Source organism: Breoghania sp., assembly GCF_963674635.1.
Taxonomy (GTDB): Bacteria; Pseudomonadota; Alphaproteobacteria; order Rhizobiales; family Stappiaceae; genus Breoghania.
In genome coordinates, this window is record NZ_OY771475.1 from 2526860 (window position 1) to 2551305 (window position 24446).

General features: G+C 62.0%; 14 protein-coding genes and 1 tRNA gene. 9 read left to right on the forward strand and 6 right to left on the reverse strand.

The genetic code is table 11. The features are described from left to right. Positions 1–406: 406 nt before the first annotated feature. The gene (locus tag ABGM93_RS10970) at positions 407–5173 is read right to left on the reverse strand and encodes an ATP-binding protein (protein ID WP_321499367.1); all 4767 of its coding nucleotides are present in this window, start codon (positions 5171–5173) and stop codon (positions 407–409) included. 539 nt (positions 5174–5712) lie between these two features. Between ABGM93_RS10970 and ABGM93_RS10975 the strand changes: the two genes are divergently transcribed. The 3 genes from ABGM93_RS10975 (at position 5713) to ABGM93_RS10985 (ending at position 7319) form a co-directional block, all read left to right on the forward strand. Then, entirely contained in the window at positions 5713–6099 is a 387-nt protein-coding gene (locus ABGM93_RS10975; protein ID WP_321499369.1) for a phasin, read from the forward strand. A 470-nt stretch (positions 6100–6569) separates the two neighbouring features. Further along, positions 6570–7061 (forward strand): phasin, encoded by a 492-nt coding sequence (locus ABGM93_RS10980; RefSeq protein WP_321499371.1) that lies wholly within the window; start codon positions 6570–6572, stop codon positions 7059–7061. A 181-nt stretch (positions 7062–7242) separates the two neighbouring features. Next, positions 7243–7319 (forward strand) — tRNA-His (locus ABGM93_RS10985). 515 nt (positions 7320–7834) lie between these two features. Here the strand turns inward: ABGM93_RS10985 and ABGM93_RS10990 are convergent. Then, positions 7835–9526: a thiamine pyrophosphate-binding protein gene (locus ABGM93_RS10990; RefSeq protein ID WP_321499373.1), complete on the reverse strand. Its 1692-nt coding sequence runs from the start codon at positions 9524–9526 to the stop codon at positions 7835–7837. 123 nt (positions 9527–9649) lie between these two features. After that, positions 9650–10030 (reverse strand): hypothetical protein, encoded by a 381-nt coding sequence (locus ABGM93_RS10995; RefSeq protein WP_321499375.1) that lies wholly within the window; start codon positions 10028–10030, stop codon positions 9650–9652. 236 nt (positions 10031–10266) lie between these two features. On the opposite strand from ABGM93_RS10995, the gene ABGM93_RS11000 reads away from it, so the two are divergent. Next, on the forward strand, positions 10267–11835 hold the full coding sequence (locus ABGM93_RS11000) for an AAA family ATPase (protein ID WP_321499377.1): 1569 nt from the start codon (positions 10267–10269) through the stop codon (positions 11833–11835). Between the two features lie 115 nt (positions 11836–11950). Next, positions 11951–12862: a hypothetical protein gene (locus ABGM93_RS11005; RefSeq protein WP_321499379.1), complete on the forward strand. Its 912-nt coding sequence runs from the start codon at positions 11951–11953 to the stop codon at positions 12860–12862. Positions 12863–13026: 164 nt separating this feature from the next. On the opposite strand, the gene ABGM93_RS11010 is transcribed toward ABGM93_RS11005, so the two are convergent. Together ABGM93_RS11010 and ABGM93_RS11015 are read right to left on the reverse strand one after the other, a co-directional pair. Beyond that, entirely contained in the window at positions 13027–15561 is a 2535-nt protein-coding gene (locus ABGM93_RS11010) for a GNAT family N-acetyltransferase (protein ID WP_321499381.1), read from the reverse strand. A 394-nt stretch (positions 15562–15955) separates the two neighbouring features. Continuing rightward, entirely contained in the window at positions 15956–16786 is an 831-nt protein-coding gene (locus ABGM93_RS11015) for a universal stress protein (RefSeq protein WP_321499384.1), read from the reverse strand. A gap of 394 nt (positions 16787–17180) precedes the next feature. Between ABGM93_RS11015 and xseA the strand changes: the two genes are divergently transcribed. The 3 genes from xseA to ABGM93_RS11030 all read left to right on the forward strand — a co-directional run bounded on the left by xseA (position 17181) and on the right by ABGM93_RS11030 (position 21917). Beyond that, entirely contained in the window at positions 17181–18641 is a 1461-nt protein-coding gene (gene xseA / locus ABGM93_RS11020; protein WP_321499386.1) for an exodeoxyribonuclease VII large subunit, read from the forward strand. Positions 18642–19029: 388 nt separating this feature from the next. Beyond that, positions 19030–20133 carry a Fe(3+) ABC transporter substrate-binding protein gene (locus tag ABGM93_RS11025; protein ID WP_321499388.1) on the forward strand — a complete coding sequence of 368 codons (1104 nt, stop codon included), beginning with the start codon at positions 19030–19032 and terminating at the stop codon, positions 20131–20133. A gap of 41 nt (positions 20134–20174) precedes the next feature. Next, the gene (locus ABGM93_RS11030; RefSeq protein WP_321499390.1) at positions 20175–21917 is read left to right on the forward strand and encodes an iron ABC transporter permease; all 1743 of its coding nucleotides are present in this window, start codon (positions 20175–20177) and stop codon (positions 21915–21917) included. A 28-nt stretch (positions 21918–21945) separates the two neighbouring features. On the opposite strand, the gene ABGM93_RS11035 is transcribed toward ABGM93_RS11030, so the two are convergent. Continuing rightward, the gene (locus ABGM93_RS11035) at positions 21946–24048 is read right to left on the reverse strand and encodes an EAL domain-containing protein (RefSeq protein ID WP_321499392.1); all 2103 of its coding nucleotides are present in this window, start codon (positions 24046–24048) and stop codon (positions 21946–21948) included. 28 nt (positions 24049–24076) lie between these two features. Here ABGM93_RS11035 and ABGM93_RS11040 point away from each other — a divergent pair, with 28 nt between their 5' ends. Further along, a complete protein-coding gene (locus tag ABGM93_RS11040) occupies positions 24077–24289 on the forward strand; it encodes a hypothetical protein (RefSeq protein ID WP_321499394.1) in 213 nt (70 codons plus the stop codon). The last annotated feature ends 157 nt before the right edge of the window (positions 24290–24446 follow it).

Below are 24446 nucleotides of genomic sequence, written 5' to 3' on the forward strand. Positions count from 1 at the left end.
AACACGACAACGTCATCCTGAGGAGGCCTGAAAGGCCGTCTCGAAGGATGGGCCGCGCACTCGAATTCCACGCAGTCGTATCCACGAGAGAACCCATCCCCTCACCCCAGCCCTCTCCCCATGGGAGAGGGGGCGGAGTGCCCGTGTTGCGGGATCGCGGGATTACGGCTCTCGCGGAATTGAAGGTCGCGCTTTCGAGCAAACGTCCCGACGAAGAAGAGCCCGGCCCATTTACCTCTCCCATGGGGAGAGGTCGGAGCGAAGCTCCGGGTGAGGGGTGTCCGGGCCCGCCGTATCCACGTGAGATCACATCTCCTCTCCCCAACCCTCTCCCCATGGGAGAGGGGGCGGATTGCGCGTGTTGCGGGATTGCGGATAAACGACAGGCTCAGGATGAAGCCCGGCCCTACTCCGCCAACACCCGCTGCGAGGGAAAGGTAATTTCCACCATCGTTCCCTGATTGGGCTCGCTGTCGATGGAGAAACCCGCACGGTTCGCCTCCACCAGCGCCTTGGTGAGCGGCAGGCCGAGGCCCGTTCCGCCGCCCAGTCGCGCGGTGTGAAGTTGCCGGAAGGGCTCCAACGCCGCCTCGATGTCCTTGCGCGACATGCCCATGCCGGTATCGCGAACACGGAGCACCACCTCGCCCGTGGGTTCCAGTGCGGTGGAGACGATAACCTGCCCACCCGCATGATTGAACTTGATGGCGTTGGAGAGAAGGTTCAGCACGATCTGACGCACGGAGCGCGGGTCGGCCACCACCTTGGGCACGGATGTGGGAAGGCTGGCGCGGATGATTACCCGATCGCGATTGGCCTGCGGCTGCATCAAGGCCACGCAGTCGCGCAACACATCGTTGATGGGCACGGCCTCGAAGGCCAGTTCGAACTTGCCGGCCTCCACCTTGGACAGATCAAGCAGGTCGTTGATCAGGCTGAGCAGATGCGAGCCGGATGCGTGGATATCCTTCAGGTAATCCTTGTAGCGCTCGTTGCCGACCGCCCCGAAACGCTCGTCCATCATCACTTCGGAAAACCCGATGATGGCGTTGAGCGGGGTGCGGATCTCGTGGCTGATCTTGGCCAGGAAGTCGGATTTCTGAGAAGACGCGTTTTCCGCCTGCCGCTTGGCGGAGGTCAGTTCCTCCTCCGCCTTCTTCCACTGGGTGATATCGCGCAGCACCGCGCAGAATTTGGTGTTTTCCCTGTTCGTGTGCTGGCCAATGCGCCCGATTGTCATGAAAAGCGGAATGAGCCCGCCATCACTGAGCTGACCGATCACCTCGCGCCCATCATTGAGCACACTGGCGACCCCATTGCGGGCAAGCCCGTCCAGATAATCGAGCGCGGAGCGGTGGCTTTCCGGAGCCAGATAATCCGTGATCAACGCCCCTGTCATGCGCTGGCGCGATGCGTTGAACAGCGCCTCGCCGGAGCGGTTGACCGACAGGATGCGGCCATGCGCATCCAGAACCATCACACCATCGGTCGCGGTTTCCAGAATGGCCTCAAGCTCGGCCACCCTCTCGTTCGCCGCCTCCACCTCGTCCGTTGACACGGCCGTTGTCTTCGGCGCATCCGATTTTTCGCGCAGGGAAATCATCAGGGCGCTGGCGCTTTTCCACGGTACCGTGTGCATGAAGGCATCGACCGGGTGGAGCGCGCCGTCGCTGCCGCGCACACAGAGCGATTGCTCGATGGTGGCGCTGCCCGCGGGCTTGGGCGGCCATTCGTCAGGCGCGGCGAACAGGGCTTCCAGCCCACCGGCTTCCGCCAGCGCCTCCAGATCGGCATAGCCCAGCATCTTCAGAAGCGAGCGATTTGCGTATTCCACATCGCGATCGCGCACGATCGCCACGCCTATGGGCAGGCGATCGAGAAGACGCGGATGAATCGCTGCGGCCTTTTCTTCCGCCGTCTCCTCCCGGTTCTCGGGCGCGCGCGGCTGCGGGCGCGGTGCAATCGGCATGGGGATCGGAGGCACGGCCTTGGCCGCAATCTCGTCCTCATCATCCGAAGGCTCGTTGGTCTCGTCGATCCGCGCGCCAAGGGCCTCGGCGATCTTACGGAAGGCTTCGCGCTCCGGTCGGGTCAACTGGCTGTCGGGCGGAATAACCTGCCTCTCCGCCAGTCGCACAACTGTTTCGGTGAAACTCTCTCCAGCCTCAGCCTGGGCCCCGTCCCCGGTTTCGCCACCGGTTCCGTCAACCGCGATCGGGTCTTCTCCGATTTCGTCGGCATCATCGCGCGCGACTGCGTCGCCCTCGGTGGAGGGTTCCTCAGGCGCAGACACCGACATGCCTTCCATCGGCAGGAACGGTTCGGCCTCCTGTGTCGCGTCATGCTCCCGACTGGCGGCATCCTCCTCGCCGGACGCTTCCTTGACCGTGTCATCACCGCCAGAGGCATCCGTGGCATCCGCACTGGATACGGAGCCGTGGCTTTCGTCCTCGGCAACCGGTTCCGGCTCTGTCTCGGGCTCAGGCTCCGTTGCCAGTTCGGGCCCGGCGGCCAGTTCAGGGTCCGGCTCGCCCTGCAGGGCCTCGGATTCGTCTTCCGGCTCGCCCCTTGTTTCATCCGGCTCAGCCATTTCCGAAAGGTCATCCGCAACCGCAGCAACCTCACCTTCGGCAAGCTCGACCGGCTCGTCGCGCACTTCGTCGACATCATCGGACGCCAGAGCGTCGTCGCTTTCATCCATCCCCGCCGCCGTATTGTCGGAATTGGCTTCATCGCGCGGGACGGCATTTTCCTCATCCCGTGCGGAGGAGGGGGAGTTTTCGGAGTGATCCTGGGAATTCGCGGCCTCCGGCAAGCCCCAATCGGGCATGTGTCCGGCATTCGGCGAATAATGGGCATAGGCCGGAGCTGGCTGTGAGAGCTTCGGCATATCGGTGACGCTGCCAGCCCCTTGCGGATCCTTCGGCTCCGCCGCCTCAAGATCCGTTTCCGTGTCAGAGGCACTTTCCTGCGCTTCGCTTAGCCGCTTGGGGTTCTCAGGCACCGGCGCTTCATGGCGGGCGGTGTCCGGTTCGCGACTTTCGGTTTCCCCTTCATTATCAACCTCAGCGTCAGCCAGAAGCTCTGCACCTGCAATTGCGGCGGCGGAAGCGGCCATGGCAACAGCTTCGCTTCGCGCAGGCGCTGCCGCCTCACGCGTCAGATCCGCGTCAAGGGGGGCCTTGATATTGGGCGCCTCCTCTTCTTCCGCAAGGAAGGCGGGAATTTGGTGCATCCGCTCCATCGTGACGGCATCGGCGGGACGGCAGACACCGAACCCGCGATAACCCTCGAACTGGCGGAAGCGATCAAAGGCGGGCAAAGCCGCCAGATCGACCGGCACGACAACGGGATTGTCCGTCACCGGCCATTCCACCGTCAGCCCGCTCCATGTGTCGCGGCGCGAAAGTGCGGCCGCCACACGGCCTTCCGGATCGAGATCGAGGCGTTCGGCGACCTCAGGCCAGCTCCGGCCGACAATATCGGCCGCTTCCTCGCCGATCACATGGGCGAGTTCCGGCGACACGCCGGTGAAGACATGGCTGGCATTCATCTGCCAGACAAAGCGCACCGGGCGCCCATCACTGTCGAAGGCAAATGCCGGAGTTGGTTGTTCCTCGGGCTCCACCAGGCTCTCCGACGGCGTACGACCTTCGGCGTCTACGCCTTCACGGTCATCGATGGGGAGATCCTTGCCATCATGATCAAGCACAGCCACGTCAGGCTCCGCCTCGGTATCGGGCGAAGGTGCAGCAAAGACATCGGCCACGCCTTCATCGTCGGGCGCGTCCGAAGCTCCGGACATCGCCGGTGCGCCAGTGTCTGCAAGCGTCACCGTCTCGCCGGTTTCGGCATCGGCTGACTGAAGACCATCCCGCTCCTCGACCTCGGAACCGGGGGTCTCGAAGATGGCGACCTCGTCCACTTCCTGTGCGTCACGAGGCTCTTGCGGCGCATCCTCAAGAGCTGGCCCGTCCTCATGCGGATCATCCGCTGGCTGGTCCTCGCTCCCTTTTGCGGAAACTTCTTCGAGACGTTCCGTGGCGACGAGTTGCTGCTCGTGTTCGCGATCGATCAGTATCTGCTTGGCCGCACGCGCCTGGGCGATCAGATCGGTGGCGGGCCGATCTGCGTCAGGTTCGGCAAGCGCCACCTGAGCCGCGGAGGACGCAACATCCCGGGGGTGCCCGCGCCCCTTCAGAAAGCGCGGCCAAGGGAAGAAATTGCGCGGGAAACTGGATGTGGCCACGGCTTCAGTCTCCTCACCTGGGATCGCATGCGCGCGCATCGGAACCACTTCGGCTTCGATATCGTCTTCGGGCACGATCCCCGCATCAGGCCCGGCGCTTTCTTCGTCTTGTGAAAGCGCGACATCCTCTTCGGACCCCAAACCATCCACGGACGGCGCGTCGTGTGCGGCCTCATCTTCCGACTGGGCCTCTTCCTCCGGACTACCCGCTGTTTCGACCCCAGCCTCGCCAGGGACAGTGGCGACTTCCGGCGCGACCGGTTCGGCTTCGATCTCGTCCGGTTCCTGCGCACTCGCCTGCGCGACATCATCCCAGGCAATGATCAGACAGGCGGCAGGCGCCGGATCGCTTAATTGCGCCATCCGAGCGGCGTGAAGGTCGTCGGCGATGCGCACCAGCACATCAATCTCGTCATCCGCCTCTTCCAGCGAGACAATGCCCGGCTCGATCGCGCCCGCGCTTGCCAGGACCTTTCCGTCCTCGTCCGTCAGGAAGGCCGAATATCCCTCGCCCGCCAGCAACCGGCAAAACTCCGCAAGCGGGTCTTCGATGTCGAGCCTGGTATCGGTGGCGACGACCAGCGCCGCCTGTTCGCCATTTGTCAGCGTAAGCGCGCGGGCATGCGCGGTTACCTGGACGGCCCGGACACCAATGAAGAAACGAAGTCTTTCAAGGGTTTCGCGGTCCTGCGGGGCATGCGCCAGACGTTCCAGATGACGACGCGCAGGTGCCGTGTCGGCCAAGGACCGCCCCAGAAGCTCGGCCATGGAGGCGGCGCGGAAAAACCGGACGCCGGCGGCGTTGGCCCAAAGCACACGCCGCCCATCGGCCGACCATAGCCAGGCAGGCTGTTTTTCGCCCAAATGCCCGGCCAAAGCCGGCATGGCGCAGAATTCGAAAAAGGTCCGGCCGTACGCGCTCATCGCTGTAGCAACTCCGCCCCTGCCCTTCGCTGGATGCATATCCGTCCGAGGTCTCGCTCATAATCCTTAAAAGATTGTACGGCGGTCCCTTTTTTCCCCGGAACCATCCGTCATGCGATCACCCAACGCATCCTTTCCCCCGCCGAAAGGACAGGACTGCGAGACGGCCCGGCACAAGCCGGATTAACACCTTGTTAATAACCGGAATTCCAATCAGCGTCCATGCGCAGATGTCCGATCCCTCCCCCTCGTTGACAGCGTGGTTAACCCGTATTCGTCGCAATGCGCCTTGCTTATGGTAACATATGCCAATTGTGACGATACGCAGGAACCATGCGCGCATCGCGCTTGCAGCGCTTCGCAGCAAGACGTTTGTTTTTGCCGGAGACAGTTACCGTCCGGCACCACGCGACAGTTGTCGTATGGTAATGTGTTTGTCATTGTGTTCGCATTAAGATCCATACCTGCAGAGGGCAAGCTGTGGATTTGCGGTTATCCGATGCCACAACGCCTGTCGAGGCGGAATCAAGGAGCCTTTCATGACGACGTCGAAATCCAATTTCGAGATTCCCGAGCAGATGCGTGAATTTGCCGAGAAAAGCGTGGACCAGGCACGCAAGGCCTTCGACAGCTTCATGGACGCCACCCAGAAAGCCATGACGACCGTGGAAGGGCAGACGAACGCCGCTCAGTCCGGCTCGCTCGACATGAACAAGAAGGTACTCGACTACGCGGAAGAGCATGTCGACGCCGCCTTCCAGCTTGCCCAGAAGATCGTGCGCGCAGGCGACATGCAGGAAATTCTCCGGCTGCAGAGCGAGTATCTGAAGGGCCAGATGGAGGCCCTGGGCGAGCAGGCACGCGAATTGAGCGAGAGCGCCTCGCGCACCGCATCCGATGTCACCAGAAAGGGGACTGACAAGTAGCGTCCCCGCCCCAAAACGCCTCTTGCGGTGCGCCACGCCACGTCAGGGCGCACCCGCTTGGGCTGCCGCGCGTCTGGATGGATACGGACCAGCTGGCTCGCGTTTCCATCTTGCGTCTTTGACCGGGGCTGTTGGACAGGCCCCGAATTTCGTTTCCTTTCAAGACCTTCGAAAATATTTATGGTGCATCGCAATATTTATGTTGCAATGCAACAAAAACTCCCTATTCTATGCGGTGTAGAAACGCTGGGCACGCCATCCGATCTCTGATCGACGCTTAAGTGCCTGAATTGATTTTGTGACTGCCGGATTGGGACCTTTCGGGCCGAATTATCGCCTGAGCGATGTTGTCTCCCGAACAACCCCGGCCAGAAAGACGTACCGGTCCGCCAATCGCTCCGAAGGATGGATTGCTGACGATGTGCAGCAGTCAGGTCGCTCCGGGGCCGGAAACCCATAGGAGAGAATTCATGACCACTGCGAAGTCCACGACCGCCAAGCCGACCTCTAGCGCCAAGCCGTCCGCCGCCATGCCGAATTTCGAGGCTTTCTCCATGCCCAAGATGGAAATGCCTGCGGCCGTGCGCGAGATGACGGAAAAGGGGCTCAACCAGTCCCGCGAAGCCTACGAGAAATTCAAGTCTGCAGCCGAGGAGGCAACCGACATGATCGAAGACAGCTACGAAACCACCCGCCAGGGCGTGATGGACATCAACCTGTGCGCCCTTGAAGCCGCCAAGACCAACACCGACGCCACCTACGACTTCATGAAGTCGCTGTTCGGCGTCAAGTCCGTGTCGGAGGCGATTGAGCTTCAGACCGCTTTTGCGCGCAACCAGTTCGACGCGCTCACCAAGCAGACCAAGGACATGCAGGAACTGAGCACCAAGCTCGCCAGCGACCTCGGTGAGCCGATGAAGGACGCGTTCGGCAAGGCCTTCAAGGACATGAAGGCTGCGTAAAGCGCCGCCTGCGCGCGGCTGGCACCTGCCAGTCGCCAGAAGATCGCCCGGATAGCCCCGCAAAAGCGGTGGTTTTCCGGGCGTTTTCGTTTCGAGATCAAGCTGTGCACAGGCGACGCAAAAACGCCGCCATGGGCACTTGAAATCGAAATCGAAAATCCATATGGTCCGCTCACTTCGCGCCGCCTTAGCTCAGTTGGTTAGAGCGCTAGATTGTGGATCTAGAGGTCCCCCGTTCGAACCGGGGAGGCGGTACCATTCCCCTTCAAGGGGTTTTCCTGACAATTTGACGATATCAGGCTCTCACGGGGCACGCCTTGTCGTGCGCGCGGCGAAGAAGAGACCGACCCAAGCACCTCTCTCCAGGGGAGAGATCGGAGCGAAGCTCCGAGTAAGCGTGTCGAGCTCAACCGTATCCACGAGAATTCGATACCCCTCACCCCAACCCTCTCCCCATGGGAGAGAGGGGCGAATTGGTCGTGTTGAGGGGCGGGGGATTGCCCGTTTGATTTGCGCGGGAGAGACGTTGCGGGGCGCGGCCGATCCTTCGAGACGCCTGCTTCTCGCAGGCTCCTCAGGATGACGTTGTGGGTGGGGAAAGCTCTTCAATCTCTCTACATTTACAACGTCATCCTGAGGAGCGACCGCAGGCGCGTCTCGAAGGATCGGCCCCACACTCGGGCGACACGGCGAACACACCTGCCCCCGCATATGAAAAAGGCGGCCCCGAAGCGCCGCCCTTTCCATTTCGACGTCTGAGCGGCTTTAACGCCTCATCCCTTCACCTTCGCCAGCGAGTTTTCCCGGATGGCGGAGAGCGTCGTCACGGGGGAAATGATCTCGGGGTCCAGATGCAGGTGCAGCAGCGACAGCTTGCCGGACGCTCGCGCACGCTCGAAAGCGGGCCCGAACTCCGATGTCTCGCGCACCGTCTCGCCGTGTCCGCCATAGGCGCGGATCAGGTCGGCGAAATCAGGATTGGCCATCATGGTCGCCGAAATCCGGCCCGGATATTCGCGTTCCTGATGCATGCGGATGGTGCCGTAGATCCCGTTATCGATACACAGGATGATCACCGCGGCCTCTGCCTGCATCGCGGTGCCCAGCTCGTTCATGGTCATCTGCAGGCATCCGTCCCCGGCGAAACAGACGACGTCGCGTTCGGGATGACGGATCTTGGCGGCAACCGCCGCCGGCAAACCGTACCCCATGGAGCCGCATGTCGGCGCAAGCTGGGTACCGAACCGCTGGAAACGGTGGAAACGGTGCAACCAGGTGGCGTAGTTACCCGCACCGTTGGTCATGATGGCGTCGGGCTTCAGATTGTGCCGGAGCCAGGTCATCACCTCCCCCATCTGCAATGGGCCTTGCGTCGCGGGCGGCTGATCCGACCAGGCGTGATACGCTTCGTTGGCGGCCCGCGTCTCATTCGACCAGACGATCTCGTTGGGCGGCTGAAGACCTTCAAGCGCGGCTGTGAAGGTTTCCGGCGAGGCGTGAATGGCAAGACTGGGCTGATAAACGCGGCCAAGCTCTTCCGCAGCGGCATGAACGTGAACGAAGGTCTGCGCAGGCGCGGGAATATCGAGAAGCGTATAGGACTGGCTCGGCACTTCCGAAAGCCGTCCGCCCGCCAACAGGATCAGGTCCGCATCGCGGATGCGTTCAACCAGCTTCGGATTGACGCCAAGCCCCAGATCTCCCGCATAGTTGGGGTGGTTGTGATCGAACAGCATCTGGCGCCGGAAGGAACAGGCGACCGGAAGGTCGAAACGCTCGGCAAACCGTGCAAGCCGGGCGGTCGCAGCTTCCGACCAGCCACTGCCGCCCGCGATCACGACGGGACGTTTTGCGGCCCACAGCATCTTCTGAAGATCCGCCATCTGACCGAGGCCGGGGTGGGTTTCCACGTGGCAGGCCGGCTTCGGGGCGGCGACATCCGCCTCTTCCACCAGCATGTCTTCCGGCAGCGCCAGCACAACCGGCCCGGGGCGACCGGAACACGCAACGGAGAAGGCCCGCGCGATGATCTCCGGCACCCGTTCGGCGTCCTCGATTTCGGCGACCCACTTGGCAATCGAGCCGAACATCTTGGTGTAATCGACTTCCTGGAAAGCGTCGCGCCCGCGCATCCCGCGTTCGATCTGGCCGATAAAGAGGATCATCGGCGTGGAATCCTGCTGCGCGACATGGATCCCTGCAGACGCATTGGTCGCTCCGGGCCCGCGCGTTACCATGCAAATGCCGGGCTTGCCCGACATCTTGCCCCAGGCCTCGGCCATCATCGCCGCGCCGCCTTCCTGACGACACACCGTCACCGGAAGGGAGGCATCGTGAAGTGCGTCCAACACGGCCAGATAGCTTTCACCGGGAACGCAGAAAACACGTTCCGCGCCATTTGCCTCAAGCGCATCGACGAGGAGTTGCCCTCCGGTCTTCTTTTTTTGCGCTGCTACGTCAGTCATGAATCACCCTCTGTGCACATTTTTGCGCGATCATAGAGGGCGAAAGTCGGAGAGGGAATCGCAACGGCATGTGAAGTTTTGCGTTTTCACCGCTACGTAAACACCGAAATGCGACCGGGAATGTTAGATCGACTGAACGGTCACCACCTGAAACGTGTGCATTTCGCCATCATCATCGCGGATGGAGACATATTCGCCAGGCCTGAATGGATGGGCCGCGAAGCGATAACCCGCCTCATCATCCTCGTCGCCGTCAATGTCATAGCGAAACGCCCAGGAGCCGCCAGGGCGATGGACGAGATGGCCAATATCGTCCTGTTCGTCCCCCCAGAAACGCCGCACCCGACACTTGTCGCGATGGGTTTTCCATATGGCGGGATCGATTTCCCCGGCCTCCGTCAGGGGCGCAACGAACTCATATCCGTGGCGATTGGAGCCGTTGGGGTGTTCTTTCGTACGCGCCAGATTGAGCCGTATTTTCTTGAGTTCCGAAAGGTCACCCATGGCGTTCATCTCCTCCGCGCCAACTCATTCAAATTTTACGTAATGTTGTAAGATACAATTATCACATCACCATTCCGTTGGGGAAATTCTCATTCTCTTCCCTCAAGACTGCCTTAAATTGCGACCAGTTCATTGATTGAAGTCAACGCCCCCGTACGATCAACGAATAGAATGCAGAATGACTATCCTTTTCCCGACAACACTTGCCTGGACGGTATCTGAACGTGACTGACGACATGCAGCCCCGAGTTCTTGCCATGCTGGAGGATCCGGTTACCCACGGGACAGGCGGTGAGGTCACGCGTATCGACACACATGCGGCGGTGGTGATTCTGGCAGGTGACAACGCATGGAAAATGAAACGTGCGGTGCGTTTTCCCTTTCTCGATTACTCAACGCTTGAAAAACGGGAAGCGGCCTGCAAACGCGAGATAGAGGTCAACCAAACGAATGCCCCCCGGATCTATCGCGGCGCAGTGCCCGTGACGCAGGACGCGGATGGCAGTCTGGCGCTTGGCGGCCACGGCGAGCCTGTGGAATGGCTAGTGCACATGACGCGGTTCGATGAGACCCGCACACTCGATATCCTCGCTGAAAAGGGCCCCCTTCCCGCAGGGATGGCGGATCAACTTGCGGAGATATTCGCCGCCGCGCATGCGGCAGCCCCGCAGGTCGACGAAGCGGCTGCGGCCGACTGGATTGACGATCTGGAAGCCTATGTGGACCAAAACCGGGCGGCGTTTCTGGCCAGTCCGGATTTATTCCCCCCCGAGCGGGTGCGCATGCTGAACGCGGAGGCGAACGCCATGCTCACCTGGATTCGCCCCCTTCTGGCCCAGCGTGGCCGCACCGGCTCCATTCGGCGCTGTCACGGCGATGCGCATCTGGGCAATATCGTGCTGATCGACGAAAAGCCCGTGCTCTTCGACGCCATCGAATTCGACGACCGCATTGCAACCGGCGACGTGCTCTACGACCTTGCCTTTCCGCTTATGGACCTTGTCATGCATGGACAAGAGAGCGCTGCAAACAGGCTGCTGAACCGATATCTTGCAGAAACCCAATGCCTTGCAAATCTGGAGGATCTGGCGGCACTTCCGTTCTTCATGCTGATGCGCGCCTGTATCCGAGCGAAGGTGGCCGCCGCACGCGCCGCCAACCTTTCAGGGCAGGATCGTCAGGCGGCCAATGATGACGCCATCCGTCACTTTCAGCTTGCCGAGCGCTTCCTGGACTCGCCCGAGCCCCGGCTGATCGCGGTGGGCGGGCTTTCGGGCACGGGAAAGTCGTCGCTTGCGCGTGCGTTGGCGCCGGAATTGGGCATGCCTCCGGGGGCGGTCGTCCTGCGCTCGGATGTCGAACGCAAACTGCTCTTCAACGCGAAGATGACCGAGCAGCTGCCGACGGAAGCTTATACGGACACGATCACGCAGGAAGTCTATGCCCGGTTGTGCGAAAAGGCCGAGGTGGCGCTGGCCGCGGGGCAAAACGTGATCGTCGACGCCGTTTTCGCCAGGCCGCGTGAGCGCGACGGTATTGCGAAACTCGCCACGATACTGGACGTTCCCTTCCGCGGCCTTTGGCTGGAAGCCAATCCGAAGCTCATGGAAGAGCGCGTGGATACGCGCGTCAACGATGCGTCCGACGCTGACATCGCAGTGGTGCGTTTCCAGTTACGCCTCGACCTTGGGCCGATCGGCTGGCCACGCGTCGATGCCTCGGGATCACCTGAGGATACCAAGGCCAATGCGCTGGACACCCTGGCCGCATTCGAGACCTCCGACGTTCGAGCCCCCTGTGCCTGATCCCTCCCCGTCGCGGGTGGCCGCCTTGCGACAGGACGCTTCTGCCACCTTGGAAGATCAACTATGCTTTGCGGATCCGGCAATACGGAATCATGGCTGGAAGAAGGGGCGGAAAATGGGTTTCAGGCGGGGCGTTGCATCCGGGCAGCCGGGGCTTTGCAGACTGACTATCGGTGTTCTTTTCGCCGTTTTCGCGAGCCTTTTGGCCGGGCTCGCGGAGGCCGCCGATGAAGACCGGGCAACTCTTTCCGATAAGCTTCCACAGGTGGCCCTGACCCGCGACGGCATTACTGCGAAGCTCTTCATGGCTTATCCGGAAAACGACGCCACGTTGAAAGCGCCGAAGCTGGAAATCAGCGTCGAAGGCAAGCGCGTGGTGGAGCTGTTTGGCGAAGCGAATGGCTGGGAGACCCCGCAAGGCACCGTCGGCTTCTACGAGATCGACCCCACCAACAACACGCCCGAGATTGTCTTCACATCCTTTTCCGGTGGCGCGCATTGCTGCACCCAGATCTACGTGATGAGCACAGATGCTTCGGGCGCGTGGCAGACGATCGACTTCGGCATGTATGACGGCGAGGGCGGGGACTTCTCCGATATCGACGGCGACGGCCTGGTCGAGATGTCGACCTATGACAACGCATTTCTCTATGCCTTCGATTGCTATGCCTGTTCCACCGCGCCGCTGATGATCCTGACGGCGCGGAGCGGTCAGCGGGTCGACATCACGCGCGAACCGAAATTCGCGCAGGCCCATCGGACGCGATTGAGCTCGATGAACGAGGGACTGGAGGCCGCGCGCGCGGAATTTTCTCCCGGCTTCTTTGCAGGCTGGGTCGCGCAGAAGGCGCTGTTGGGAGAAGGCTATGACGCCTGGGAGACCATGAAACGCGCCTATCGCGGCTACCGCGATGAAGGCTTCGAAAGCTGCCCGACGGAGAAGCCGAACTGCTCTGAAAGCGAGCGGGGCACCTACCCCTTCCCCACGGCGCTAACAGTCTTCCTCAAGGAACAAGGCTATCTTTGACGCCTGCCGGGCGCCATGGAACCGGAAGAAACCGGCCCCGCGGCGACGGGGTGTGGGTCCGCGAAGGAGATAGACACCTGTTCGTTGAGCAGGCAGAAGCCCGCTCAGCCCGTCTGTCTTGCATCTCTTCGCCATTCGACGCCAGTTCTGGCCCAGTCGTGCGGCTATGAGGCGGCCTCTTGGGGGCTCTCGCCGGGGTCTTTCGCGTCGGAGCGCACTTCGGCCACCGACAGCGTGACCACAGAGACGGATTCGTCATCCGAGGACGGCCGGATCTTGAAGCCAAGCGACCGGCACATATCGAGCATGGTGGTGTTTTCCTTCAACACCTCTCCCGTGATTGTCTCGATGCCGTCGCCTTCCGCATATTCGATAATGAGGTTCATCAGCATCCAGCCGAGACCTTTGCCCTTCAGATCCGACTGCACCATGATGGCGTATTCGCCGGTCTTGTGATCGGGATCGGCATGCAGGCGCACCGCCCCCACCATGACGCCGGTGGAGACGTCGAAGGCGGCGAAGGCCATGGCGCGCGAATAATCGAGCTGGGTCAGCCGCGCGAGAAAGGCGTGGGAGAAATCGCGCACCGGCGCAAAGAACCGCAAGCGGAGATCCTCCGCACTCACCGCCTCGAAGAAAGCCTTGAAGCTGTCTTCGTCGTCCGGACGCACGGGACGCACGAAGAAGCGGCGGCCATCCTTGAGCTGCAGTGTGCGCTCCCATTCCTTCGGATAGGGACGGATTGCAAGACGCGAGGTCGCCATGCGGCCGGGCACGATCTTGGGCGGAGCGATCGCGATGCGCATGTCCGTGATCGTGACGACGCCGTCCTCGTCCACATAAAAGGGGTTGAGGTCGATTTCGCGGATCTCGGGGATATCGACGGCGAGCTGGGCGAGCTTGACCAGCACCATCGCGATGGCATGACGGATATGGCGCGATTGTTCGTTCTCGTCCGCGTCGTGGAAAAGACGGGAAATGCGGGTGCGCGCGATCAGGGCCTCGGCGAGGTTGAGATCGAGCGGTGCGAGATCGAGACCGTAATCGCCTGCGTAATCGACTGCGGAACCGCCCTGTCCGAACACGATCACGGGCCCGAAGGTGGGGTTGTCGGCAAGGCCGGCGAAGAGTTCACCCGGCACCTTGCTGCCCGCCTTGCGCGGGATGGACGGCGCCGGACCGAAATTGAGGCCATAGGCCGTCAGCACATCGCGGCACTCCGAATGGTCGAGCCAGTCACGAGGTTCCGCCAGCGCATTGGTCACGATCGCGCGGGCCACTTCCATCTGAGGAGTGAAATCGTCCGGAAGGCTGGGCGGGTTCGCCATCAGGAGTTTCTTGCCCTCGCTGTAGCGCGCCACATACATGAAGGCGCGCACGGCTTCCGCCGACGTGCGATAGCAGGGAATTCCGGCAGCCTCCAGCATGCGCTGCGGCGCCTGTTCGGCCGTTGCGAGCGCCGCAATCACGGCCTTCTTGGCGCGCGGCTGGCCCACCTGGCGTCCCGCGGCCGCCACGATGGCTGCCGCCGTACCCATGGGCTGGGCGAAAGCGGTGGGCGCGGAGACGACCACGATCCCGTCCACGTTGCGGTCCGCCAACAGAAGCCGGATCAACTCCTGATAGCTCTCCGGCGGGGCATTGGAGGGGATTATCAACGGGTTTTCGGGGGCCACAAAGGAGCGCAGCATCGGCTGCACGGCCTCCTCCGTCACCGCGGAAATCTGCGCGATCTCGCCGCCAAGCGCAGCCACACGGTCGGCGGCGAGGGTCGCGAGAGACCGGCTGTTGGCAATGATCGCCAAACGGCGACCGAGGTTCGGGTGCACACGGGTCACCGTCTCCGCAGCATCGAACATGTCGTCGAGACCGGTCACACGCAGCACACCCGCACGCATCAGCGCCGCATCATAGACCGCATCCATGGTGGCAAGACGCCCGGCTGCGGTCAGCGAGCTCGCCTGGGGATCGGTGCTGACGCCGGTGCGGATGAGGACGACCGGCTTCGCCCTTGCCGCCGCCCGCGCAGCCGACAGGAACTTGCGCGCATTGGTCACCGTTTCCAGCTGGACCATGATGGCACGGGTTTCCACATCGCTGGTGAACCAGTCGAGGAGGTCGGCGATATCGACGTCCACCCGGTCGCCGAGCGAGACAACGTGGGAGAACCCGACCCCATGCGCCGCGGCCCAGGAAAGGGTGGCGTTCATGATGATGCCGGACCGGCAGACCATTGCCAGATCCCCGCCCGGCACCGTTTCCACCGACAGGTGCACCTGCATGCGGTGACTGGGAGACGAGATGCCGAGACTGCCCGGACCAATGAGGCGAAGATTGTAAGGGCGCGCGGCGTCCAGCATGGCTTGCAACGTTTCCGACGGCCACACCTCGAAACCGGACGCGATCATTACCGCTGCGCGCGTGCCTCCGGCTCCCAGCCTTGCGATGGTCTCCACGGCGTGGTCCGGCCCGCAGGCCAGCACCGCCAAATCTGGCATCTGGCCCATGTCGTCCAGACTGTCCGCCTCGGAAAACGCGCCATGTGTGTCGTGAAAGCCAACAAGCGTCGTCGGCGAGAGATATCCGCTGTCGGCCATGCGCTCCAGCAGAGAACTCAGCTCGTCTTCGCCCAAATAATTGGGGCCGATCAGCGCGATCGATTTGGGCTTGAGCAATCCGTCAAGGTTGATGATGGTCATGATGGGGTGTGGGACAGCGGTCTTGCGGTTGTTATGGAAGTTCGAGGCGTATTCCCGCTCGCGCGACAAACCGGGAGAGCGGGCTTTTATCTGGTTTACAACGTACACAAACATACTTGCGCCGGAGGAAGGCCGCCCTTCAACCAGTTTTTCATGATGCGCAGGCTCCGCCGAACTCGCAACTGCAAAAGTCCCTACGAAAGATCAACTTGTGGACGGCATGGGCACGCAGCCCGTGATTGCATTCCCGTTTCCCCCGGCAGATGAGCGACATCGGCTCATTGTGCGCCGAAAACAAAACAGCCCGCAGAAACGAAACGGACTGTCCGTTCATTTCTGCGGGCCGCCATTTTCTCATCCCCTCCCATCGCATGAGAGAGGAGGATCCGTCTCGTTAGTGAGCCATGACAACCGGCACGGTCATCGACTTCAGCATTCCATAGGTCGCGCCGCCCAGAACGAATTCTCGCATGCGCGAGTGGCCGTAGCCACCCATGACGACCATGTCGATGCCGTTGTCCGACACATAGTTGAGAAGCGCATCGGAAACGGAGGTTTCCGGCGAAGAGACCATCTCCAACGTGACGTTAAGGCCGTGCCGCGCCATGTAGGTCGCGACCTCTGCGCCCGGCTCTCCCGTCTTGATCTGGCCACGATCGACCATGACGACGGTGATCTTGCCGGCAAGCTTGAGCAGCGGCATTGCAGCGCGGATCGCGCGCACGGCCGTGGCGCTGCCGTCCCATGCAACCATCACATTGTCGGTCGCCAGCTTCGGCTTTCCCGCATAGGGCACGATCATGATCGGCACACCGGAATCGAACAGCGCCGCCTCGATCAGCACCTCGCCGATCGCATCTCCACGCTCTGAATCATACTGGCCGATGACGATGAGATCCGACAGGCGGCACTGCGCGATGAAGGGATCGGCGGCGCCGCCACCGGCCATCTGCACGACCCGGCTTTCAAAACGCACGTCATTTCGCTCCGCAATCCCCTCGAATTCCTTCAGAGCGGCCCTGGCGTCGTCCTGTGACTGCTTGCGCGCCTGCTCCAGATAGTCCGCAGGCATGGGCGCGATCAGGTAGCCTGGCATGACCGGATTGTAGGCGAGTGACACGCCAGTCACATGCGCTTCCGTCTTCGACGCCAGGTCAACCGCAACGCTCATCGCATTCTTGGGACCATGCAGGTCAACAAGAGCAGTAATGTCTTTCAGTGCCATGATCTTTTACCTCCTCGACCATAAGGGCGCGCCATGGCGTCGCCCTCAGGCAGCTCAACTGTGCATCCCGTTGACACCCCCCACATTGACCGTGATCAATTGGCAGACACAGCGATGTGAAGCGGCATAATGGGAGCGTCAGGTAAGCATGTCGAATCGCGTGACGTAAACGCCTCATGCTGGCTCGCCTCATTGAAGGACCCGATGGGCGCGGACTGGCGCCCCGGTGCCTGAAGATGCGAGAAAGGCTTGAAAGGACAAGGGGATAGGTGGCATACACCGCCTTATGGGCCGCGTTGCCGGCTGAAGTACACTTCTTCAGTTTCCCGCGGTTTTCCGGCCTTTGACGCGACCGGACGGTTGCTCCGCTTTTTTTACGAAGGGATGCTCGATCTTGAGCGAAGTACGCACCAATGCCGCGGAGTTCACCGTCACGGAGATTTCCGGCGCGATCAAACGCACCGTGGAAGACACGTTCGGCTATGTGCGTGTGCGTGGCGAGATCTCCGGCTATCGTGGTCCGCACTCCTCCGGCCACTGCTATTTCGCGCTGAAGGATGAAAAAGCACGGATTGAGGCCGTGATCTGGCGCGGGGCCTTTTCCAAACTCAAGTTCCGCCCGGAGGAGGGCCTTGAGGTCATTGCCACTGGCCGCATCACCACCTTCCCCGGCTCCTCCAAATACCAGATCGTCATCGACAGTCTTGAGCCTGCGGGCGTCGGCGCGCTCATGGCGCTACTGGAAGAGCGGCGCAGAAAGCTCACGGCGGAAGGTCTGTTCGATGCGACCCGCAAGCGCCCCCTCCCCTTTCTCCCGCGGGTCATCGGCGTCGTGACCTCGCCGACGGGAGCCGTGATCCGCGACATCCTTCACAGGATCAATGACCGCTTCCCGCTGCACGTCCTTGTCTGGCCGGTGCGTGTTCAGGGCGACACCTGTGGCCAGGAAGTGGCAGAGGGCATTCGCGGCTTCAACGCCCTTCAGCCCGGAGGCGCGATCCCGCGGCCCGATGTGCTCATCGTTGCACGCGGCGGCGGTTCGCTTGAGGACCTGTGGGGCTTCAACGACGAGGTGGTAGTGCGCGCGGCGGCAGAAAGCGCCATTCCGCTCATCTCCGCCGTGGGCCATGAGACCGACTGGACGCTGATCGATCACGCCGCCGATGTTCGCGCACCGACGCCGACGGGGGCTGCGGAAATCGCCGTGCCTGTAAAGGCGGACCTCCTTGCAACCGTCGACGACCTCGCCCGCCGTAACCGGACGGGTCTCCTGCGCCTCATTCAGGGTCGACGCACGGAACTCAGGGCGGCGGCCGCAAGCCTGCCGCGCGATCTGATCGCACTTCCCCGCCAGCGCTTCGACATGGTGGCAGGCGCGCTGGGTCAGGCGCTGCGCACCAACACCGCCACCCATCGCGGACGACTTCAGACAGTGGGCGGCCGGCTTCAGCCGGGCATGCTGCAGCAGGGCATCCGGGTCGGGCGCGAACGGCTTGTCGGCCTTTCACAGCGAAGCGGCCGCGCCTTCGACGTCACCGCTCAACGACAGCGTGCAAGGCTCGACGGGTTGGCACAGATGCTGGATGCGCTCTCCTACAAGAGCGTTCTGAACCGCGGCTATGCGGTGGTGCGCGACGCGGAAGGCACGCCCCTGCCGCGCGCCAGGCTCGTTTCACCCGGCATGACGCTTCAGATCGAGTTTGCCGACGGTCGCGTTCAGCTCGGCGGGATCGATGACGGTTCCGCCACAGGCGCACCAAATGCTGCACCGACGGAACCCGCCCGCGCCCAACGCAAGCCGACGAAGCGCAAGAACGCCCCCAAAGGTGCGCCTGAGCAGGGCGATCTCTTTTGAACGATCGGGATCTGGAACATCCCGATCGTTCAAGACAGGCGTGCGTGCGACGAGGAAGCATCCCTCTGCGCCACAATCGCTCCACTTAAATCTCGCGCCCTAATTAAATCTTGAGCCTGATAGTTTAGAATTATTCTAACATATTGTAATATATAGTAAAATCGTTGACTGCGGGGTTCAATTGGATAAACTGCCGCACCACTCGGGAGGGTGACTTCCCGGGCGTTCCAAGCGCTTTCGGTGTGTACGATCCGCAGTTATCCGAGCCGAACACCCGAGAGCATCCGCACGACGATTTGCCCGCTCAAGCGCAAGTGCCGACCGACGGGTCCGGCGGCGGGCAAACCCCAAAACGGCAGACCTTGACCCTGCCGCCCGGAGGATGCACATGCTGAATTTCGATCGCTCTGGCAGTCTTGCCACCGCGGCGCGGCGCCTGTTTTCGACACGCGCCCTTTCTGCTTCCTGTTTGACACTCAGCCTCGCGCTCGTCGCGGGCAGCCTCGGCACAACGACGGCGAAGGCCGACGGTGAGGTCAATATCTATTCCTACCGCCAGCCCTACCTGATCCAGCCAATGCTCGACCGCTTCACGCAAGAGACCGGCATCAAGACCAATATCGTCTATGCCTCCAAGGGGCTGGGCGAACGCATCCGCGCGGAGGGCACCAACTCGCCGGCCGACATCATGCTGACGGTCGATATCGGACGGCTTGAGCGGTCCAAGGAACTGGATTTCGCGGCCCCCCTCGATAGCGGGACGATCGAGGCCAACATCCCGGAGAACTTCCGCGATCCCGACAATCGCTGGTTCGGCCTGACGGGCCGTGCGCGCGTCGTTTACGCGTCACGCGAGCGCGTTTCGCAGGACAATATCACCTATGCAGAGCTTGCCGATCCAAAGTGGAAAGGCCGCCTTTGCACCCGATCGGGCCAGCACGATTACACGATCGGACTGATCGCCTCGATCATCGCCCATGAGGGGCGTGAAAAAGCAAAGGCGTGGCTTTCGGCGGTAAAGGAAAACCTTGCGCGCAAGCCGACCGGCAACGACCGGGCCCAGGTTCAGGCCATCTATGCAGGCGAATGCGACATCGCATTGGGCAACACCTACTACATGGGCAAGATGCTCACCAACGACAAGGAACCGGAACAGGAGACCTGGGCCCGTTCGGTGAAGATCCTCTTCCCCAACGCCGAGGAACGCGGCAGCCACGTCAACATCTCCGGCATGGTGCTGACCAAGCACGCGCCGAACCGCGAGAACGCGGTGAAGCTCATGGAGTTCCTCACCTCGGACGAGGCGCAAGGGCTCTATGCGGAAATCAATTTCGAATATCCGCTGAACCCGCATGTCCAGCCGTCGGAGCTGGTCTCCTCCTGGGGCAAGCTTCATCCCGACAGCCTTCCGCTGATCGAGATCGCAAGGCACCGTCAGGAAGCCAGCGAACTCGTCGATGAAGTCGCCTTCGACGACGGGCCTTCCAGCTAGGCAAAGCCCGTAAGCCGGTGGGCAAGGGAGAGCGGTTCACAATGAGCATGGGGGCGGCGTCGCAGGCCGACGCCCAAATCGAAAATGGCCCGGGCATGGCAGGCCAGAGCGTCAGCGGTCAGGCCGCAGGGCGCGGCTGGCTGGTGACCATCCTGTTCGTTGCCGCCCTCGTCCTCGCCCCCATCGGATCGCTGTTCTTCATTGCGCTGGGCCCGGCGGAAGGTGTCTGGCACCATCTGGCGACGACCGTGCTGCCACGCGCCGTCGCCACCACCGCCTGGCTCATGCTGGGCGTCGGCATCCTGACGGCGCTTGTGGGGGTCGGCACCGCGTGGCTCGTCACCATGTGCCGGTTCCCCGGCCGCGGCTTCTTCGACTGGGCGCTGCTGGTGCCCCTCGCAGTCCCCACCTATATCGTCGCCTACGCCTATGTGGACATCCTGAACTACACAGGCCCCGTGCAGAGCGCGCTGCGCGCGATCTTTGGCTTCCAGACCTCGCGGGACTACTGGTTTCCTGAAATCCGCTCCCTTCCAGGCGCCATCTTTGTCATGTCGATGGTGCTCTATCCATATGTGTATCTGACTGCCCGCGCGAGCTTCCTGATGCAGTCGACCTGCGTGCTCGATGTATCCCGCACACTGGGCTCCGGGCCCTGGCGCGTCTTCTTCCGCGTGGCGCTTCCCATGGCGCGCCCCGCCATCGCCGTCGGCGTTTCGCTGGCACTGATGGAATGCCTCAACGACATCGGAGCCGTGGAGTTTTTCGGCGTCAAGACACTGACCTTCTCCGTCTATGACACGTGGCTCAATCGAGGCTCCCTGCCTGGGGCTGCCCAGATCGCCTGCGCCATGCTCGTCGCCGTGTTCGCGTTGTTGTGGGTGGAAAGATACGGGCGGCGCAATCAGCGCTTCCACCATTCCTCATCGCGTTACCGCGCACTGCCTGGCTACCACCTTTCCCCCTACCAGGCAGCCGGCGCGATGGTCGCCTGCGCGCTTCCAGTCCTTCTCGGCTTTATCGCCCCGTCGCTCTTGCTCGCGGATTTCGCGAGCCGGCGCCTGGAAGATCTCTCCAGTCCCGATTTTCTGGCTGCGGCGACCAATTCCCTCACACTGGCGAGCGTGGCCGCCCTCATCACAGTGGGTATTGGCGTCGTGATCGCCTATGGCCAACGGGTTCGCCGGTCCGCGCTTTTGCAGGCGGTCGCGCGGGTCGCCGCCATAGGTTATGCGGTGCCCGGCACCATTCTGGCCGTCGGCATCCTCGTGCCCCTTGCCGCTTTCGACAATATGGTCGACGGCTTCGCCCGCGAGACATTCGGCTTTGCAACAGGCCTGCTCTTCACCGGCTCTGGCGCGGCCCTGGTCTATGCCTATTCCACGCGCTTTCTGGCTGCCGCCAGCGGCTCCATCGAGGCGGGCCTTGCCAAGGTCTCGCCCCATCTGGACATGGCCGCCCGCACACTCGGGCGCACCTCGCTCAGAACGCTGATTGAAGTCGACCTGCCGATCATCCGCCCGATCCTGCTGTCGGCAGCACTTCTGGTCTTCGTGGATTGCATGAAGGAACTGCCGGCAACGATCCTCTTGCGTCCCTTCAATTTCGAGACACTGTCCACCGTGGTCTATGCGGCGGCCTCGCACGAAGTGTTCGAGGATGCCTCGCTGCCTGCCCTTGCAATCGTCCTGACAGGCCTTATCCCGGTGATGTTGCTGGCGCGCACCAGCCGGGCGACTTTCCGCACCCGTTCTTCTGACAGGCAACCTTTGTTCGACAGATAAAAGCAGTGGCCCGGCTGCGCCAGGTCAGCTAGCCGCAAGTCGCCGTACAGCGCGCCGTCTCACCATCCGCCGGCCCCGCATCAACGTCTTCGCCGGGGCCTCTCGATGCAGCGCATGCCTCCATCCAGCTTTCGAAACTGTCAAATGTCATCGGCTTCCCGATCAGGTAGCCTTGCGCCATCGTACAGCCGTGGTCCTTCAAGAAAGCGAGCTGCTCACGGGTTTCCACGCCTTCGGCCACGGTATCATAGTGCAGGCTCCCCGCCATGGCGAGGATGGTCTGGACGATGACCTCTGCACTCTTGTCTTCACCGATACCGGCGATGAAGTTCTGATCGATCTTGAAGATGTCAAAAGGCAGCCGGGTGAGATGCGCGAGGCTTGAATAGCCGGTCCCGAAATCGTCGATGGCGAAGCGGATGCCTGCATCGCGCAAAGGATCGATGATGCGCGCAATCTCGTTTGGATCCCGCATGGCCATGGACTCGGTGATCTCCAGCTCCAGGAACGCGGGTGAAAAACCGGTCTCGTCGAGGATCGCCATGACCGTGTTGGCGAACCCATCCGGATCGCGGAACTGGGCCTGCGAGATGTTGACCGCGATACGAACTTTCATCCCCCGCCGGTGCCAATCGGCCGCCTGACGACAGGACTCGTGCAGCACCCAACGGCCAATCTCCACAATCAGCCCGGTTTCCTCCGCAAGACTGATAAAGGCACCCGGCGCGATAAGCCCACGTTCGGGATGATTCCAGCGAAGAAGAGCTTCCGCGCCGACAAGCGCGTTCGATCCGGTTGAAATCTGCGGCTGGTAGTGCAGCAAGAGCTCGTCGCGTGCCACCGCTTGCTTCAGTTCCGTTTCCATCCGCATGCGTTCCGCCGCCGCGCGGTCTGCCTCGGCATTGTAGAAGGCGTAACCCAGCCCCCCGGCGGTCTTGGCCGCATACATGGCGATATCGGCATTCTTCATCAGCGTCATATGACTGTCGCCGTCCAGCGGATAGATCGCGATGCCAATGCTTGCGCCAATCGAGACGGGGATACCGTCCACCGATGAAATGCCGCGCACGGCTCCCAATGCCACCTGCGCAACGCAGGCCGCAGCCGCGCGCGAGGCACAGCCTGGAAGCAGCACCGCGAATTCGTCCCCTCCCAGCCGCGCGATCAACGGCAAGGCCTCCTCGCCTTGCCCATTGGCGGCGTTGGGCTGGCCAAGGCCGTCAATACGCCTGTCCTGTCCACAAAGCTCAAGCGTGAGCCGACGCGCGACATGCGTCAGCAACTTGTCGCCGACATCGTGGCCATAGGTGTCGTTGATGCGCTTGAACCGGTCCAGGTCGATGTAGAGAACCGCAAAGCCCTTCTTCTCGGAACCCGCAGTCGAAACGACCTTTTCCGTCTCCACACGAAAGCTCTCGCGATTGGCGAGGCGGGTCACGCTGTCGATGAAGGCGAGCTGGTGGATACGATCAAGATTGCCGCGAATGGTGCGAACCATGTCGGAATAGGCGCGCGCGAGCACGCCGATCTCGTCGCGACGTTCAACCGGGAAAGGCGCGTTGAAATCCCCAGCGCTGACCCGGTGCGCAACATGGGTCAATTCCCGGATCGGGCGCAGGAACCCATTGCCGAAATGAACCGTCAGGGGCATCGCGCCTGCGATCAGGAAGACAGCGATCAGCGCGCTACGGAACCAAATTCGCTCAACGACCTCCGACGCATAGGGGCGCGCATAGGTAACGAGAGCAACGCCCGCAGGAACGCGGTTGCCGCTGACGAGGATCGGGACGGCGACTTCAACCTCGCCTTCTTCGAGCATTACCTTGCGCCGCCCCGACGCCAGAACCTCGTCAATCAGCGAGCGCGGGATCTCCTTTGCCTCCGACGAGGCGTCAACGCCACTATCAACATCCACCGCACTTATGGCGTCATAGACATGGACGCGCAGCACAAGCGGATCGGAGGCGATGCCGCGAAGCAGGTTTTCCAGCGGCGTGTGGCGGGCATTGACGATTTCAGGAGCGGCCAGACGACCGACGGTTCGCGCGATGACCGTGGCCATGTCCAGCGTTTTGCGATCATCATCGCGCAGATCGAGATAACTGGCCGTGGCGACCATGGTGAGGGTCAAGCTAACAAAAAGCCCGACAACCAGAAGGATGAACCGCGCGCGCAAACTGATTGCGAACGGTCCCGGCGCGCGCGTGCGCCTGCCCGTGCGGGTGGCACTGCGCGCGTGGAAAGCATCGCGCGGCGTCAAAGCGAGCGCGATCTTTTGTTTGAGAGCCCGTTTCCAAGTGGAGGACAACGCAATAATCCATACCGTTCTGGTCGAAGGTATTGTGTTCCGCAGGGCGTTTACAGGTGGTTGATGGATCCGTTGTTACACGCAACAGGTCATGCTGCACGTGCTAACAGACTTTAGAAAAGATGAACTGCAGTCCTCCCCTGCGCCAGGCGCGAACGGCATCCGGGGCCGCGGGGTCATACCGCCGCAGCCCTCCGCCCCTCCACTTTCCCGGAACAGCT